The 15058-nt window shown below is 65.4% G+C and carries 15 protein-coding genes; 11 read left to right on the forward strand and 4 right to left on the reverse strand.

Features of this window, described 5'->3' with window-relative positions; translation table 11 throughout:
- Positions 1 to 4 precede the first annotated feature (4 nt).
- The 8 genes from flgG (at position 5) to AC3EDY_RS09205 (ending at position 7175) form a co-directional block, all read left to right on the forward strand.
- Positions 5 to 793, forward strand: coding sequence for a flagellar basal-body rod protein FlgG (gene flgG, locus AC3EDY_RS09170; protein ID WP_488572190.1), 789 nt, complete (start codon positions 5 to 7; stop codon positions 791 to 793).
- Positions 794 to 811: 18 nt separating this feature from the next.
- Positions 812 to 1570 (forward strand): flagellar basal body L-ring protein FlgH, encoded by a 759-nt coding sequence (locus AC3EDY_RS09175; RefSeq protein ID WP_488572191.1) that lies wholly within the window; start codon positions 812 to 814, stop codon positions 1568 to 1570.
- A 108-nt stretch (positions 1571 to 1678) separates the two neighbouring features.
- On the forward strand, positions 1679 to 2764 hold the full coding sequence (locus AC3EDY_RS09180; protein WP_488572331.1) for a flagellar basal body P-ring protein FlgI: 1086 nt from the start codon (positions 1679 to 1681) through the stop codon (positions 2762 to 2764).
- Complete coding sequence (locus AC3EDY_RS09185; RefSeq protein WP_488572192.1) at positions 2764 to 3090, forward strand: rod-binding protein; 327 nt, start codon at positions 2764 to 2766, stop codon at positions 3088 to 3090. Before AC3EDY_RS09180 ends, AC3EDY_RS09185 begins: the two co-directional genes overlap by 1 nt.
- 5 nt (positions 3091 to 3095) lie before the next feature.
- Positions 3096 to 4433 carry a flagellar hook-associated protein FlgK gene (gene flgK, locus AC3EDY_RS09190; RefSeq protein WP_488572193.1) on the forward strand — a complete coding sequence of 446 codons (1338 nt, stop codon included), beginning with the start codon at positions 3096 to 3098 and terminating at the stop codon, positions 4431 to 4433.
- Between the two features lie 6 nt (positions 4434 to 4439).
- A complete protein-coding gene (locus tag AC3EDY_RS09195; protein WP_488572194.1) occupies positions 4440 to 5366 on the forward strand; it encodes a flagellin N-terminal helical domain-containing protein in 927 nt (308 codons plus the stop codon).
- Positions 5367 to 5454: 88 nt separating this feature from the next.
- Positions 5455 to 6318 carry a flagellar motor stator protein MotA gene (gene motA, locus AC3EDY_RS09200; RefSeq protein ID WP_488572195.1) on the forward strand — a complete coding sequence of 288 codons (864 nt, stop codon included), beginning with the start codon at positions 5455 to 5457 and terminating at the stop codon, positions 6316 to 6318.
- Between the two features lie 20 nt (positions 6319 to 6338).
- On the forward strand, positions 6339 to 7175 hold the full coding sequence (locus AC3EDY_RS09205) for a flagellar motor protein MotB (RefSeq protein ID WP_488572196.1): 837 nt from the start codon (positions 6339 to 6341) through the stop codon (positions 7173 to 7175).
- Between the two features lie 25 nt (positions 7176 to 7200).
- Here AC3EDY_RS09205 and AC3EDY_RS09210 read toward each other — a convergent pair whose 3' ends face one another.
- Genes AC3EDY_RS09210 through AC3EDY_RS09220 form a run of 3 tightly spaced genes read right to left on the reverse strand, consistent with a single transcriptional unit; the run spans position 7201 to position 11404 of the window.
- The gene (locus tag AC3EDY_RS09210; RefSeq protein ID WP_488572197.1) at positions 7201 to 8715 is read right to left on the reverse strand and encodes a DHA2 family efflux MFS transporter permease subunit; all 1515 of its coding nucleotides are present in this window, start codon (positions 8713 to 8715) and stop codon (positions 7201 to 7203) included.
- A 1-nt stretch (position 8716) separates the two neighbouring features.
- Positions 8717 to 9883 (reverse strand): EmrA/EmrK family multidrug efflux transporter periplasmic adaptor subunit, encoded by a 1167-nt coding sequence (locus tag AC3EDY_RS09215; protein ID WP_488572198.1) that lies wholly within the window; start codon positions 9881 to 9883, stop codon positions 8717 to 8719.
- A gap of 57 nt (positions 9884 to 9940) precedes the next feature.
- Positions 9941 to 11404: an efflux transporter outer membrane subunit gene (locus AC3EDY_RS09220; RefSeq protein ID WP_488572199.1), complete on the reverse strand. Its 1464-nt coding sequence runs from the start codon at positions 11402 to 11404 to the stop codon at positions 9941 to 9943.
- 115 nt (positions 11405 to 11519) lie between these two features.
- Between AC3EDY_RS09220 and AC3EDY_RS09225 the strand changes: the two genes are divergently transcribed.
- Positions 11520 to 12155, forward strand: coding sequence for a TetR/AcrR family transcriptional regulator (locus tag AC3EDY_RS09225; RefSeq protein WP_488572200.1), 636 nt, complete (start codon positions 11520 to 11522; stop codon positions 12153 to 12155).
- Between the two features lie 81 nt (positions 12156 to 12236).
- Here the strand turns inward: AC3EDY_RS09225 and AC3EDY_RS09230 are convergent, their stop codons facing one another.
- Positions 12237 to 13172 carry a flagellin N-terminal helical domain-containing protein gene (locus tag AC3EDY_RS09230; RefSeq protein WP_488572201.1) on the reverse strand — a complete coding sequence of 312 codons (936 nt, stop codon included), beginning with the start codon at positions 13170 to 13172 and terminating at the stop codon, positions 12237 to 12239.
- Positions 13173 to 13415: 243 nt separating this feature from the next.
- On the opposite strand from AC3EDY_RS09230, the gene AC3EDY_RS09235 reads away from it, so the two are divergent.
- Positions 13416 to 14699 carry a sigma-54 interaction domain-containing protein gene (locus tag AC3EDY_RS09235; RefSeq protein WP_488572332.1) on the forward strand — a complete coding sequence of 428 codons (1284 nt, stop codon included), beginning with the start codon at positions 13416 to 13418 and terminating at the stop codon, positions 14697 to 14699.
- Entirely contained in the window at positions 14696 to 15058 is a 363-nt protein-coding gene (fliE, locus tag AC3EDY_RS09240; protein WP_488572202.1) for a flagellar hook-basal body complex protein FliE, read from the forward strand. The genes AC3EDY_RS09235 and fliE overlap by 4 nt, the downstream gene beginning before the upstream one ends.

Consider the following 15058-nt stretch of genomic DNA (forward strand, 5'->3'; position numbering starts at 1 on the left):
CATCATGCCCAGTTCCGCCCTGCATGTCGCCCGCACCGGCCTGGAAGCCCAGGACACGCGGATGCGCGTGATCGCCAACAATCTGGCCAACGTGAGCACCACCGGCTTCAAGCGCGATCGCGCCAGCTTCGCCACGCTGGCCTATCAGGATGCGCGCGTTGCCGGCCAGCAATCATCGAGCGAAACGGCTTATGCCACCGGCCTCAACCTGGGCACCGGGGTTGCGCTGCAGGGCACCGCGCGCATGGAGGCCCAGGGCCAGTTGCAAAGCACCGGCAACGCGCTGGACATGGCGCTTGATGGCGACGGGTTCTTTCAGATCGCCATGCCGGGCGGGCAGCTCGCCTATACCCGCGCGGGCAATTTCAGCCGCGCTGTCGACGGCACGCTGGTCACCTCGCAAGGCTATGCGCTGCAACCGGCGATCACCGTGCCCGAAGGCGCCGGCTCGATCACCGTGGCGCAGGACGGCACGGTGACCGCCACGCTTCCCGGGGCCAACGAGGCGACCACGCTGGGCCAGATCACGGTCGCCAGCTTTGCCAACCCCCAGGGCCTGAAAGCCGTGGGTGACAACTTCCTGGTGGAAACCGGGGCCAGCGGCCCCGCGCAGATCGGCAATCCCGGCGAAGCCGGCCGCGGCCATATCCAGCAGGGCTATCTCGAATCCTCGAACGTCAACGTGGTGGAAGAGCTGGTCGACATGATCGAGTGCCAGCGCGCTTACGAAATCAATTCCAAGATGATCTCGGCGATCGACGAGATGCTCAAGAACGCCAACCAGACGCTGTAAGGCGGGAAAGCGCGGATCATGGACTCACCGTTCGATGCCCTGTTCGACACGGCGCTGCGCGTCGAGCGTCTGCGCGGGCCCTTATGGCGCCGCGGCCGTGGCGCGGGATTGCTGGCGGCACTGGCAATACCCGGGCTGATCGCCGCCGCGATCCTCGCCACCGCACCAGCTGCCAAGGCCCGCAGCCGCCCGGCCACCGGCTTCGAACCGGCCCTGCCCGATCAGGATACGCCCAAGCCGGCCGATGGCAGCATTCTGAACATCGCCAATGGTTATGCCGGCCTTGTCGAAGGCCCGCGCGCCCATGCCGTGGGGGACAGCCTCGTCATCATTCTGGCCGAACAGCTCTCCACTTCGAAAACGGCGGCGAGCAAGACGGCCAAATCATCTTCGTTCTCGTTCACCCCGCCCAACAAGGGGCCGCTGTCGATACTCAGTTCCAATGGCATCAACAATTCCGGCGCCAGCGCGTTCAACGGCCAGGGCAACGCCTCGCAGACGAGCACGCTGGGGGGCGAAATTTCGGTGACCATCGCGCAAGTGCGCCCGAACGGCACCGCATTGGTGCGCGGCGAAAAGCGCCTGACGCTGAGCCAGGGCCAGGAATGGGTGCAGCTTTCGGGCATCGTGCGCCTGGCCGATATCGACACGACCAACCGCGTGCGGTCTGGCCAGGTTGCCGATGCGCGCATCACCTATGCCGGCAACGGCGACGTCAGCCGCGCGGCCCGCCAGGGCTGGCTCACCAAGTTCTTCAACCTTGTCAGCCCGTTCTAGGGAACCGCCATGGCTTTCGCTTTCGATCTCATGCTGGCCGTGCTGGCCGGTCTGGCGCTGCGGCCGCTGCTGCGCCGCCGCCTGCCTCATCCCGGCACCTGGCTGGTGATGATAGCCGCCGCCTGCACGGCCCTGCCCCTTCTGGCCCAGGCGGCACATGCCGAACGGGTGCGCGATCTCGGCGAATTCCAGGGCGTGCGGTCCAACCAGCTGACCGGCTATGGCATTGTCGTGGGCCTGGCGGGTACGGGCGACGACAATCTGGAATACCTGACGCAGGCGATGCGCGGCGTTTCAGGGCGGCTGGGCGTACCTTTGCCGGCTGGCGTGGCGCCGGGGCTGAAAAACGCGGCGGCGGTGATGATCACCGCCGATCTGCCGGCCTTTGCCAAGCCGGGCCAGCGCATCGACGTGACGGTGTCCACGATCGGCCGGGCCAAATCGCTGCGTGGCGGCGCGCTCGTGCTGGCCCCGCTCTATGGCGCGGACGGACGGATCTATGCCATGGCGCAGGGCAATCTGGCCGTAGGCGGCCTCGGCATCACTGCCAAGGACGGATCGCAACTGACGGTCAACATCCCCACCGTCGGCCGCATTGCCGAAGGTGCCAGCGTTGAACGCGCGGTCGATACCGGGTTCGACAGCGCCGACGTGCTGCGCTGGAATCTGTTCGACGCCGATTTCCTCAATGCCGCCCGCGTACGCGATGCGATCAACAAGCGTTTTCCGGGCACGGCGAGCGTGGAGGACGGCGTCACTCTGGCGTTGCGCCTGCCCGCCGGCGCCGATGCCCGCGCCAGCGCCATGGCCGGGATCGAGGCGGTCGAGGTGAGCCCGGCCGAAGCGGCCGCCAAAGTGATCGTCAACAGCCGTACCGGTACGGTCGTGATCAACAGCGCCGTGCGTCTTTCGCCCGCGGCGATCAGCCACGGCAAGCTGGTGGTCAAGATCGACGAGAAGCCGCGCGTGTCGCAGCCCGGCCCATTCTCCGCCGGGCAGACGGTGGTGGTGCCCAATAGCCAGATCAGCGTCACCGAAGAAGGCAACCGCGTGGCGCTGTTCAAGCCCGGTGCCTCGCTTTCGTCGCTGGTCAATGCCCTTAATAAACTGGGCGTTTCGCCGTCCGATCTGGTGGCGATCCTCGAAGCGCTCAAGCAGGCCGGCGCGCTCAAAGCCGAAATGGTGGTTATCTGATGACGTCTGCATCCTTCAATGCCGCCGCCCCCGCCGGCGGCACCACGCCCGGATCCGCCGATCGCGCCGCCTTGCGCAAGGCGGCGCAGGGGTTCGAGGCGATGTTTCTGCGCCAGATGCTCGGCGCGGCGCGCAGCACAGACTTGGGCGGAGACGACCTGTTCGGCAAGAAGCAGGACGATACCTTTACCCAGATGCGTGACGAGCGCTTTGCCGAAATCGCGGCGCAGACGGGCACGTTGGGCCTGGCGGCGCGGCTCGAAAGTCAGCTTGCCGGCGCCCTGCCCCGCGGCGGCGCGTCTTCCCCCGATCCCGAAAAGGCCTGATCGCCATGGCATCCGATCTTCTTACCATTGCCCGCAGCGGCACTCGCGCCGCCCGCATCCAATTGGACGTGACGGCGCAGAACATCAGCAATGCCGGCACCGAGGGCTATGTCCGGCGCAGTGCATCGACCGAGGAAGTCATGACGCCCGGCTATGTGGCCGGCAACCGCGATGTCTCGCTGTCGGGCGTGCGCGTGACCGGCGTGGTGCGCCATGCCGATGCTTTCCGCCAGGCCGAAGTGCGCCGCACCGGTGCGGATACCGCCCGTGCCGATACCGAAGTCAGCGGGCTGGAAGATATCCAGGCCGCGTTGGAGGATTCCGGCGTTTATTCGGCTATCACCGAATTCGAGACGTCGCTCAGCCAACTGGCGCAGGACCCCACCAAGAGTTCGCTGCGCGCGTCGGTCATCGCCGCCGGGGAAACCATGGCCAGCAGCTTCAATATCGCATCGCGGCAGCTTGATGCGACAGCGGAGGGCCAGCAGAAAGGCGCGGCCGACGGTGTCAACCAGGTCAACACGCTTTCGTCCGAACTGGCCAAAGTCAACGGCCGCCTCGTACGCATTGCGGATAACGGCAGCGACCGCAGCGGGCTGCTCGACCAGCGTGACAGCCTGCTCGAAAAGCTGTCGGGCTATGCCGATATAGCGACCAGTTTCAACTCCGATGGCACAGTGGACGTGACACTGGGCGGGACTTCGGGCGCGCCGCTGGTGACTGGAACAACGGCACAAAGCCTGACGATGGCGACCGCAAGCGACGGCACGATCACGTTCGACGTGAGCGGCGGAGCGGTGACGCTTTCCGCCGGGTCGCTTTCCGGGCAGCAGCAGGTGCTGCAGCGCGTTGCCGAAACGCGCAGCCAGCTCGACAGCGTGGCCCAGACCATCATTTCCACGGTCAATACCGCCCAGGGCAACGGCGCTGCGCTCGATGGCAGCACCGGCGCGGCGCTGCTTTCGGGCACCGGCGCAGGCGACATGGCCATGACCACCTCCAGCGGGAGCGCGATCGCCACCGCGGCCGCCGGCGCAGCGGCGAACAGCCGCGACACGACCAATCTGACTGCACTGCGCAACGCGCTGAAAAGCGCGGACCCCACTGGCACGCTGGACGATCTGCTGTACCAGACATCGGCAAACGTCCAGTCGCGCACCACGACGCGCGATGCGCTCAAGACCATTTCCGATGCCGCGAAGACGGCCCTTTCCGCGCAGGCGGGCATCGATCTCGATACCGAAGCCATCAACCTCACCCGGTTTCAGCAGGCGTTCCAGGCCTCGGGCCGCGTCATGCAGGTGGCCGGCAACCTGTTCGACACCATCCTCTCGATCAAGTAGGCGCTTATGACCCGCAGCGTTTCGACCACGACCTCGGCCTATTACGAGCGGACTTCGCTCGACCTCAACAGCCTGCGCGCTCAGATGGAGCAGGTGCAGACGCAGATCTCCAGCGGCAACCGCCTGGTCGCCTCGTCCGACGATCCGCTGACCGCCTCGCGCTTGCGCAACCTGCAACGCCAGGATGCCATTGCCGAAGTGGATTCCGCATCGGCCAACCGCGCCACGGCAGATCTCAACCTGTCCGATTCGGCCATGACCGAAATGATCAACACGCTGCAGCGCGCGCGCCAGCTGGCCAACCAGGCTGCCACGGGAACGCTGTCCAACGACCAGCGCACCAGCATCGGCAAGGAACTCTCGCAGCTGCGCACCAATCTGGTGTCGTTGGCCAACGCGCGCGACAGCGCCGGCAACGCCCTGTTCGGCGGCGACGTCACGACCGATGCCTATACGGTGGATGCGACGACCGGCGTGGTCAGCTATGTCGGGAGCGGCAGCGCGGGCAGCTTGGAACTGGGCGATGGGCAAACGGTCAAGCGCAGCCTGACCGGGCCGGAATTCCTCAGCTTTTCATCCGGCGGCAGTGCGACGGATGTCTTTGCCGTGCTGAAAACCATCACCGATGCAATCGATGCCGGGGGCAGCGGGGCGCAATCGGCGGCGCGGGCCGGATTGACGACGCTGGACGATGCCATCAACGCCGTTTCCACCGGCCAGACGGTGGTGGGCACGCGGCTTTCGTGGATCGACCTGAGCACCGAGCGGCAGACCACGATGAGCGAGACTCGCGCCCAGGACCAGAGCACGCTGGGGGCGACGGACATTCCGACCGCCTATACCCGGCTGCAGGAGCTATCCACCGTGCTTCAGGCCAGCCAGGCGAGCTTCACCAAGATTTCCAGCCTCTCGCTGTTCAACATGATGTCCTGAAAGCGCGCGCGCCCGTGCCGTTCTGCATGGCAGCAAGGCAGGGGCGACACCCCAGGGCCACCCGCTTCATCGACAAGGTTATCGTTTCATGTACGCTGGCATCGGCATCGTTGTTCTGCTCGTTATGGTGTTCGGCGGGTTCATGCTCACCGGGGGGGCGATTGGCCCGGTGGCCGAGGCCATTCCTCACGAAATGCTGATCATCGGCGGCGCCGCCCTGGGCGCCACGATCGCCGGCAATTCGCTGCACGAGTTGAAGGGCATTGGCGCGGGCCTGGCCAAAGTGTTCAAAGGCCCCCGGCACACCAGGCAGGATCATGTCGACGCCATCGTGCTGTGCACCAAGCTGATGAAGATCCTGCGCAGTGACGGCCCGGTGGCATTGGAAAGCCATGTCGCCGATCCCAGAAGTTCAACGCTTTTCGCCGAATATCCGCGTCTACTGGCGCACGAGGCGCTGGTTGCCCTGATCTGCGATACGCTTACGCTCATCGTCGTGTCTTCGGGTACGCTGGAAGTCCATGCCGTGGAAGACGTGATGGATCATGCCATGAAGACCCATTTTCAGGAGCAGGGCGAAGCGCAGCACGCGCTGCAGGGCCTGGCCGACGCACTGCCGGCACTGGGCATCGTCGCCGCCGTGCTGGGCGTGGTCAAGACCATGGGTTCGATCGACAAGCCGCCCGCCATCCTTGGCGCGATGATCGGTTCGGCGCTGGTCGGCACGTTCATGGGGGTGCTTCTGGCCTATGGCATCGTGGCGCCGATGGCCGGCCGCCTCAAGCAGGTTCTGGATCAGGATGCGATGATCTATCACGCGGTCAAGCAGGTCATCGTTTCGTCGCTGCATGGCTGGCCCCAGCCGCTGGTGGTGGAAAGCGCGCGCTCAGGGCTGGGCCATGCCTTCCGCCCGGGCCTTTCCGAACTGCTTGACGCGCTGCGCGGCCGCTAAGAACCCGAGGAGCCAACGCAATGGCCAGGCTGCCCAAAGGCAAGGAACCGCCCAAGCCGATTTTCGTCAAGAAGATCACCGTGGTCGCCGGCGGCCATCACGGCGGCGCGTGGAAAGTGGCGTATGCCGATTTCGTCACGGCCATGATGGCCTTCTTCCTGCTCATGTGGCTTCTGGGCGCGACCACCGAGCGACAGCGCCGGGGCATTGCCGATTATTTCACGCCGACACTGATGAATATGCGCAAGGGCAGCGCCGGGGCGGATGGGCTGCTGGGCGGATCGTCGCTGACCGATCCCGACAACTATCCGTATCGGGCCGGGCAGACCGGCACGCGCACGCTGACCATTCCACGCGATGCCGCCGGCGGACCCAAGGACGGCGGATCCAAAATGAAACGCACCGAGTTGATGAAGCAGCGCCTGAAGGAAAAGCTCGATTCCAACGACAAGCTGCGCAAACTCGCGCGGCAAGTGCACATGACGATGACGCCCGAAGGCATTCGCATCGACATGCTCGATGATGCCGATTTTTCGATGTTCCGCCTGGGCACCACGATCCTGACGCCCGATGCGCTAGAACTGGTACGCGCGATCGGCCAGGCAATAGCGCCCGATCCGGGCGGGCTGACCGTGCGCGGCCATACCGATGCCCTGCAGTGGAAGCCCGGCGATCCGGCCAACAACTGGTCGCTTTCAGCCGGGCGGGCCGAGGCGACGCGCCTTGCCCTGATGCGCAACGGCGTTGGAGAAGCACGCTTCCGCCGCATCGAAGGCGTGGCCGACCGCGAGCCGCTGGTACCCGACGATCCCAACGATCCGCGCAACCGGCGCATGTCTGTCTTGCTGCTGAACTGAACGCTGAAGCGCCATTGCCGGCGCTTCAGCCCGTTTGTGCCTGCGGTTTCGGCGCCAGCCAGATCAGCGCGGCGGCCACGAAGAAAACCAGCATGCACACCAGGAACACCTGCCGCGTGGCGAGCGTCACGGCCTCTGTCTGGACTATCTGGCTCAGCACCAGGCGGGCCTGGGCGGCCGGCAGGGCAACATCCGTGGGCGGATGGATCAGGCCGACCAGTTCCGCGCGGTTCACCTTGGTCTGATGCTCCCACCAGGTGGTCGACATCGAGGTGGCAAATGCGCCCGCCATGGTGCGCATGAAATTCTGGATACCTGCCCCCGAAGCGGCCTGATCCGGGCGGACGGACGCTACGGCGAGCGCGGTGGAACCGACGAAGAAGAACGGTATGCCCACTCCCTGGATCAACTGGGGCACGGCGATGCTCCAGTATCCCATGTCGGTAACCCATTGCGTACGGACGAACGCAATCATGCCCATCCAGAGCACGCTGAAGGAAATGAGCGCCCGCGTATCGACCTTGCCCACCAGCCGCGCGACGATCGGCGCGAAGACTACGGCCAGCACTCCGATCCAGCCGACCGCCAGCCCGGCCCAGGTCGCCGTGTAGTTCAGATTGGTCTGCAGGAAGAGCGGTATGAGGACGATGAACGAGAAGAAGGCGGCATAGGCGACGCATTGCGTTACCACCGCGACGGTAAAGCCGCGGCTGCGGAAGACCGACAAGTCGACGATCGGATATTTTTCGGTGAGTTCCCAGATCAGGAAAGCCATGAACCCGATGGCCGCGACGACCGCCAGCGCGACGATGAAGGTGCTGGAAAACCAGTCTTCCTCACGCCCCTTGTCGAGCATCATCTGGAACGCGCCCACCCATATCACCAGCAGAACCAGGCCGACGTAATCGATCGGCGTGCGCTGCGTGGGCGTTTCGAACGGCCGCACCAGCCGCCACGCGATCACCATGCACAAGGCCGCCAGCGGAATGTTGATGAAAAACAGCCAGTGCCATGACCAGTTGTCGGAAATGAAGCCGCCGCAGATCGGCCCGGCGATGGGCGCCACCACCGTGGTCATCGACCAGAGGCCCAGCGCCGCGCCGGTCTTGTCGCGCGGAAACACCCGCAGCAGCAAAGTCTGGGTCATCGGCAGGATCGGCCCGCCGCACAGACCCTGGCACACGCGAAACAGCACCAGCGCGCCCAGCGAGCCCGAAAACCCGCACATCATCGAGAAAAAGCCGAAGCCGAACAGCGCGACGAGGTAGACCCGCACCGCCCCGAACGTGCGGGCCAGCCAGCCCGTAAGCGGAACGCAGATCGCCTCTGCCACCGCATAGGACGTCAGCACCCAGGTGCCCTGGGTCGATGATACCGCCAGGCTGCCGGCGATATGGGGCACGGAAACATTGGCAATGGTGATGTCGAGCAGAACGATGAAATTGGTCAGCGCCAGCGCAAAGCCGCCAAGCGCCAGGCGCATGCCTTGCAACGGCGGCGGGCCTTCTCCGCCAAAGGCCATGGGCGGTCCGCCGGCCATGTCAGCTGCCGCTCTTGTCGGGGCGGGTATCGATCGTGGCCGTCATCGACAGCCCGATGCGCAGCGGATGCGCGCCCAACTGATCGGGATCAAGCGCAACGCGCACCGGCAGGCGCTGGACCACCTTGATCCAGTTGCCCGTGGCGTTCTGCGCCGGAATCACTGCCAGCGACGAACCGGTACCCCCTGAAAAGCCAACCACGCGGCCATGATAGAGCACATCGTCGCCATACAGATCCGATGTCAGCGTGACCGGCTGGCCCGGCCGGACATGGGCGAGCTGACTTTCCTTGAAATTGGCATCCACATGCACCTGGCTGATCGGCACAATCGCCATGATCGGCGCGCCCACGGCCACGCTTTGCCCCACCTGAACAGCGCGCTGGGTGACAACGCCGCTTACCGGCGCACGGATCACCGTGCGCGCCAGATCGATGCGCGCCTTGTCGAGCCGGGCCTTGGCCGCCAGCACCTGAGGATTGGTTTCGGGCGTGGTGCCGCTGATCAGCGCGGCATTGGCCGCTTCCTGCCCATTGGCAGTACCGCGCGCCGCCTGGGCCGAAGCGAGGCTGGCCCGTGCGGCGCCCAGCTGGCCCTGGGCCGCGGCATAGGCGTTGCGGGCGGTAGTGAGCTCCTCGCCGGAAACCCCGCCATCGGCCACGAGCGACTGGCGCCGCTTGAGATCGATTTCGGCACGCTGGAGATCGGCTGTCGCCACCTGAACCTGCGCCGCCATGCGCGCAATGTCAGCCTGGCGTTCGCCCACTTGCGCAGACAATGCAGCCCCGGTGGCGATCGTCTGGCGCACTTTGCGCAAAGCGTCGGCATAATCGGCTTCTGCCGCGGCCAGCGCGATCCTGGCGTCGGTGGGATCAAGCTCGACCAGCATGTCGCCCTTGCGCACCACCTGGGTGTCGCTCACCCCCACGCGCAACACCGGACCACCGACCAGCGGCGTGACCTGTGCCACTTCGGCGGCGACGTAGGCGTTATCGGTATCGACATAGCGCCCGCCCTCGATCCACTCGTAAAGGCCGATGCCGGCACCGGCCAGCGCCAGCGCTCCGGCAAAAAGCAGAAAGCCGCGCTTGCGCCGTGCCTTGCGGGCAGCATCGGCCTGGTTATCGCTGGCGGCCTCGCCGGTGAACGTGGAATCGATTTCAGCCATGGGGGGTCTCGGCATCAGAACAGGGAGGGAAAGGGCAGGAAAGGACGCGGGCTGCGGTCAGCCGGTGCGGAAACCACCACCCAGCGCCCGCACCAGTGCCACGTGGGCGGCAAGAGTGCGGGCCTGAAGATCGGCCAGCAGGCGGCGGTTGGCCAGCAGGGCATCCTGGGCCGAAAGCACGGCCAGATACGTGGACAGCCCGGCTTCGTAGCGGCGCCGAGCGATGCGATAGGCATCTTCCGATGCGGCCACCGCCTCGCGCAATTGGGCCAGCTGGTCATCGACCGAACGCCGCGTCGTTGCTGCATCGGCCACATCGCGCAAGGCCTTGAGCAGCGTGTCGTCATAGCTGGCGACAGCTTCATCGTACAAGCCGCGCGCCTGGCGATAGTTGCCGGAAAGGCGCCCACCGGAAAAAAGCGGCAAACTGATAGCCGGCCCCACCGCACCGGCCTCGGAACCGCGCACAGTCAGATTGTCGAGGCCCAGCACCTGAAGGCCGATGAAAGCATTGAGATTGATGTTGGGATAGAACGCGGCACGCGCCACTCTGACCCGTGCCGAGGCCGCCTCCGCCCGGGCCCGGGCAGCGGCCACGTCTGCCCGCCGGCCGACCAGATCGAGCGCGAGATTGGCCGGAAGACCGGCTTGTGGAACCAGCGCGGCCAATTGCGGCAGAGCAATGGTATCGCCGCGCGCAGGCGGTGCGCCGATCAGCAACGCCAAGGCGTGTCGGGCCAGAACAATCGCTTCCTCGGCGGCTGCCAGATCGGCACGCGCCACCGGAATAGCAGCGTCGGCCTGGCGTTGCTCGGCACGGGTATCAAGGCCGTTCAGCACTCGCTGGCCGACCAGCCGCGCGGTGTCCTCGCGCAGTTGCAAGGCCTGCACGCGCACCTCGCGCGCAGCGGCGGCGCGCCCCAGCGTCGCATAGGCATCGGCAACCGATGTGGCGATGGCGAGCCGCGCCGCGCCCGTTTCGAAACCGGTGGCCTGCGCCTCTGACGTTGCCGCCCGCAGCGCGGCGCGGTTCCTGCCAAAGAAATCGAGTTCGTAGCTAAGGTTGAGAAAAGCGCTGCCGGCATCGTTCCAGCCCTTGGGCACGAACGCTACGGGAATGCCGTTGTTGTAGCTCTGCTTCGTTTCCGTGACGCTGCCGCTTGCCGAAACGCTGGGCAGCAGCGCGGCGCCGCTGGCCTGGGCCAAGCCCTGGGCGGCACGCAGGCGGGCCTCGGCCACGGCCAGGCCGGGCGCATGGGCAATGCCTTCCTCTATCAGCTGGGTCAGTTGCGCGTCGCCAATGCCCTGCCACCAGTCTGCGGCCGGCCAATCTGCAGGCGTGGCTGCTGATGGTTGCGCGTCCGGATCATCCGGTGCCGGCAGATCGGTTGCGAGGGCCTGGCGCATGGCGGGCAGGCGGCCCAGATCGGGCGTTGCGGCACAGCCTGCGAGCAAGCTTGCAGCTGCCCCGGCACACAGGAGCGGCGCGCGTCTGAGCATGCCGGGGAAAGAGGCGGTCATGAGGGGAGCCTTTCGGCAGGGGGACGAAACAAAAAGTAGTGTACGGATCGGTTACTAACCCGCATTGCGCCCTTGCATCGCGCCTGTCAACACCTATGTGTACGGAATGGTCACTATGTCGTCCAACAACAGACTCAAACGCTGTTCGCCCAAGGATCGGCGGGAAAACATCCTGTGTGTAGCCACGCGCGTGTTCACGCAGACGGGTTATGGCGCTACCTCGATGTCAGCCATTGCCGCGGAACTCGGTGGCTCCAAGGCCACGCTTTACAAGTATTTTCCCTCCAAGGAGCACTTGTTCGAAGCGGTTCTCGTGCGGGGTTGCGATACTTTTCTGGGCAGTCTGACCGAACTGGCGGAAAGCGACTCGGACGATCTTGAAGCAATGCTGGCCGATTTCGGCACGCGCTTCCTGACCGGCATCTGCCAAAAGACCTCGCTCGACGTCTATCGCATGGTCCATGCCGATGGCGTGCAATTTCCCGAAGCCGCGGAGATGTTCTTCCGCAACGGTCCCGACCGGGGTTCCGCCACGCTAGCCGCCATGCTCGAACGGCTGGCGCGCAAGCATGGCGTGTCGTTGCCCGATCCGGGCATGGCCGCCGACCAGTTTTTGGGCATGGTACGCGGGCGCCTGCATCTGCGCCTGGCAATCGGCATCATGGACCCGCCAGATGCCGAAACGATTCGCCGCCACGCGGTTCACGCGGCGCGGATCTTTGCCCATGGGCTGCTCAGCCAGCCGGCCTGATGGCCTGGACGGCCGATGGCCGGCGTTTCCCGAGGGAAACGCCGGCGCACCGTGGAGTAGCAGATCTGTTTACGAGCGTGATCAGCGCAGCAGCGTCAGCACGTTCTGCTGATTCTGGTTGGCCTGCGAGATCATCGCCGTCGAAGCCTGCGACAGGATCTGCGCCTTGGCCATCTGGGTCGTTTCAGCCGAATAATCGGTATCCAGAATGCGCGAGCGCGCGTCCGACAGGTTAGTGATGTTGTCGTTCAGGTTGTTGACCACCGATTCGAGGCGGTTCTGACCGGCACCGAAGGTGGCACGCGTCGAGTTCACCTGTGCAAGGGCCGCATCGACATTGTCGATCGTGGTCGATGCCTTGGCAGCCGTGGACACGTCCAGCGCCTGGGTCACGGTCACCGTGGCATCAGACGCGGTGTAAGCGGTCAGGTTGTTGGTGCCATCGTCGCCGAACAGCGTCTTGCCGACAAAGGCCGCGCTGACCAGATCGACGGTGTCCGACGTGTTGGCACCGGTCTGGATCGACAGCTTGAGATTGTCGGCGGCCAGATCGGTCACGCCATCGCTGTCGGTGTCGGTGGTGGCATCCGCCGCGGACGAAACCTTGAACACGTTGTTGCCGTTGAACTTCGTGTTGTTGAGCACGTCCGAAATCTGCTGCGTCAGGTTCGTGACTTCCGACTGCATCGCGTCGCGGTCAGACTGCTGGTAGGTATCGGACTTGGCCTGGACCGCCAGCTCGCGCACGCGCTGCAGCATGTTGGTCACTTCCGACAGTGCACCTTCGGCCGTCTGCGCCATCGAGATGCCGTCGTTGGCGTTGCGCACGCCCTGCGACATGCCCTTGATCTGCGAGGTCATCGTCGTTGTGATGGCAAGGCCCGCAGCGTCGTCCTTGGCGCTGTTGATTCGCTTGCCGGTGGAAAGCCGCTCCATCGCCGTCGATGCCATCTTGCTTGCCGAGTTGGAAGCGTTGGCTGCCTTGATGGCGCTGACGTTGGTATTGATTACCGCCATGATGTTTCTCCGATTTTCGGGATAGGTCCCAATCGCCGCCGGTCCAGGGATTGACTGGCTGCACGGCAAAGACCGGCAGGGCGGCCGGCAATTTAAGGGCAAGATCTTGCCGCCTCGCCGATTTCGGAGGGCGCGTTCTAGCGGCTTTCACTTAGCAGGTCCGCTGATCTTAAAGTTTCGAACCATTTGACGGTTTCGCGCGACAACCAGCCTCGTGGATATGGTTAAACCGGGGGTCAAATGATGAATCGCGAAAGCGGAGAAGGGCTGTCGATCAGTCCTCAGGCACAGGCGCGCCACGGCGCGCTGGCCATGCGCGCCGCATCGGTGCTGGCAGCGCCGGGCGTGATGCCCGTGCCCATGCCGCTGCTGGCCGATACGGCCGATATCGCCACCCTCGATCCGCGCCGCCCCGCCATCGTGCTGGAACGCGGCGCCCATCCGGCACTGGCGCGCATGGCCGCCGGGCGCCGCCATCTGATTCGCTATGCCGATCCGCTCTCGCAAAGCGCGCTCGCCGCGGTCATCGCCTGCGCCACGGCGCCGGGCATGCCGATTGCCGCCGACCCCGAAAGCCTTTCCATTCTGGCGCTGGCCGAACGCCTTGCCGTCAGCGACATTCCCGTGCTGATCAACGGGCCGACAGGCACGGGCAAGGAAGTCCTGAGCCGTTTCATCCACGCCACCAGCCCCCGCCGCGACAAGCCGTTCATTGCGGTCAATTGTGCCGCCATGCCCGAAACCATGCTGGAAGCGCTGCTGTTCGGCCATCAGAAAGGTGCTTTCACCGGCGCCAGCGCCGCGGGCGAAGGGTTCTTTCGTGCGGCCGATGGCGGCACCCTGCTGCTCGACGAAATCGCCGAAATGCCGCTGGCGCTCCAGGCCAAGCTGTTGCGCGCGCTACAGGAAGGGGAAGTGGTGCCGCTGGGCGCGACCCAGCCTATCAAGGTCGACGTGCGAATCATCGCCTGCGCCAACCGCGATCTGCCTGTCGAAGTGGAGCACGGCCAGTTCCGCGCCGATCTCTATTATCGCCTGAACGTCTTTCCGCTGACGCTGCGCGCGCTCGTCGAACGGCCCGACGACATCGCGCCCCTGGCCTTTGCCATGGTCCTGCGTCATGCCCCGGTCGACCGGCCGCTGCCCTGGCTTTCCGATGCCGCGCTGGCCATGCTGGGCTGCCATGCATGGCCGGGTAACGTGCGCGAACTGGAAAACGTGGTGCGCCGGGCCTTGCTGCTGGCCGGCGCCCAGACGGAAATAGGGCCAGAACACATCGTGTTCGATCGCCCGGCGCGAAGCCCCGCCACCGATGCCGCGCTGGCCGAAGTGCGCGCCCCCCAGGCCGGCAAGCTGTCCAATATCGTGCAGCTTTCCGAAGCACGCGCGATCCTTGCCACGCTCGAAGCTTGCGGCGGCAGTCGCGTGGCGGCCGCGCGGGAACTGGGAATTTCCGAACGCACCCTGCGCTATCGCCTGGCGAGCTTTCGTGAAGCCGGCATCGCCGTTGCGGGAGGCCGGCGATGAGCGGGATCAGTGGAATCGGCGCTGGCGGTGGCATCCAGCAGATCATGGCCATGCGCCAGCAGATCATCGACCGTTCGCAATTGCTGCAACAGATCCGCACGCCCGATGCCGGCACATCGGCCGAAGGCAGCAGCCCGGCGGGCGGCTTTACCGAAGCGCTGAAATCGGCGCTCGACACGGTCAATGACAGCCAGGCCAAGGCCGAAGGTTTGAGCAAGGCCTATGAAACCGGCGAGACCGTCGATGTCGCCAAGGTCATGCTGGCCCGCCAGGAAGCCGGCGTCGCATTCGAAGCAACGCTGCAGGTGCGCAACAAGCTGTTGACCGCCTATCAGGACATCATGCGGATGGGGGTCTGA

The organism is Novosphingobium sp. DS6-6 (assembly GCF_057784975.1).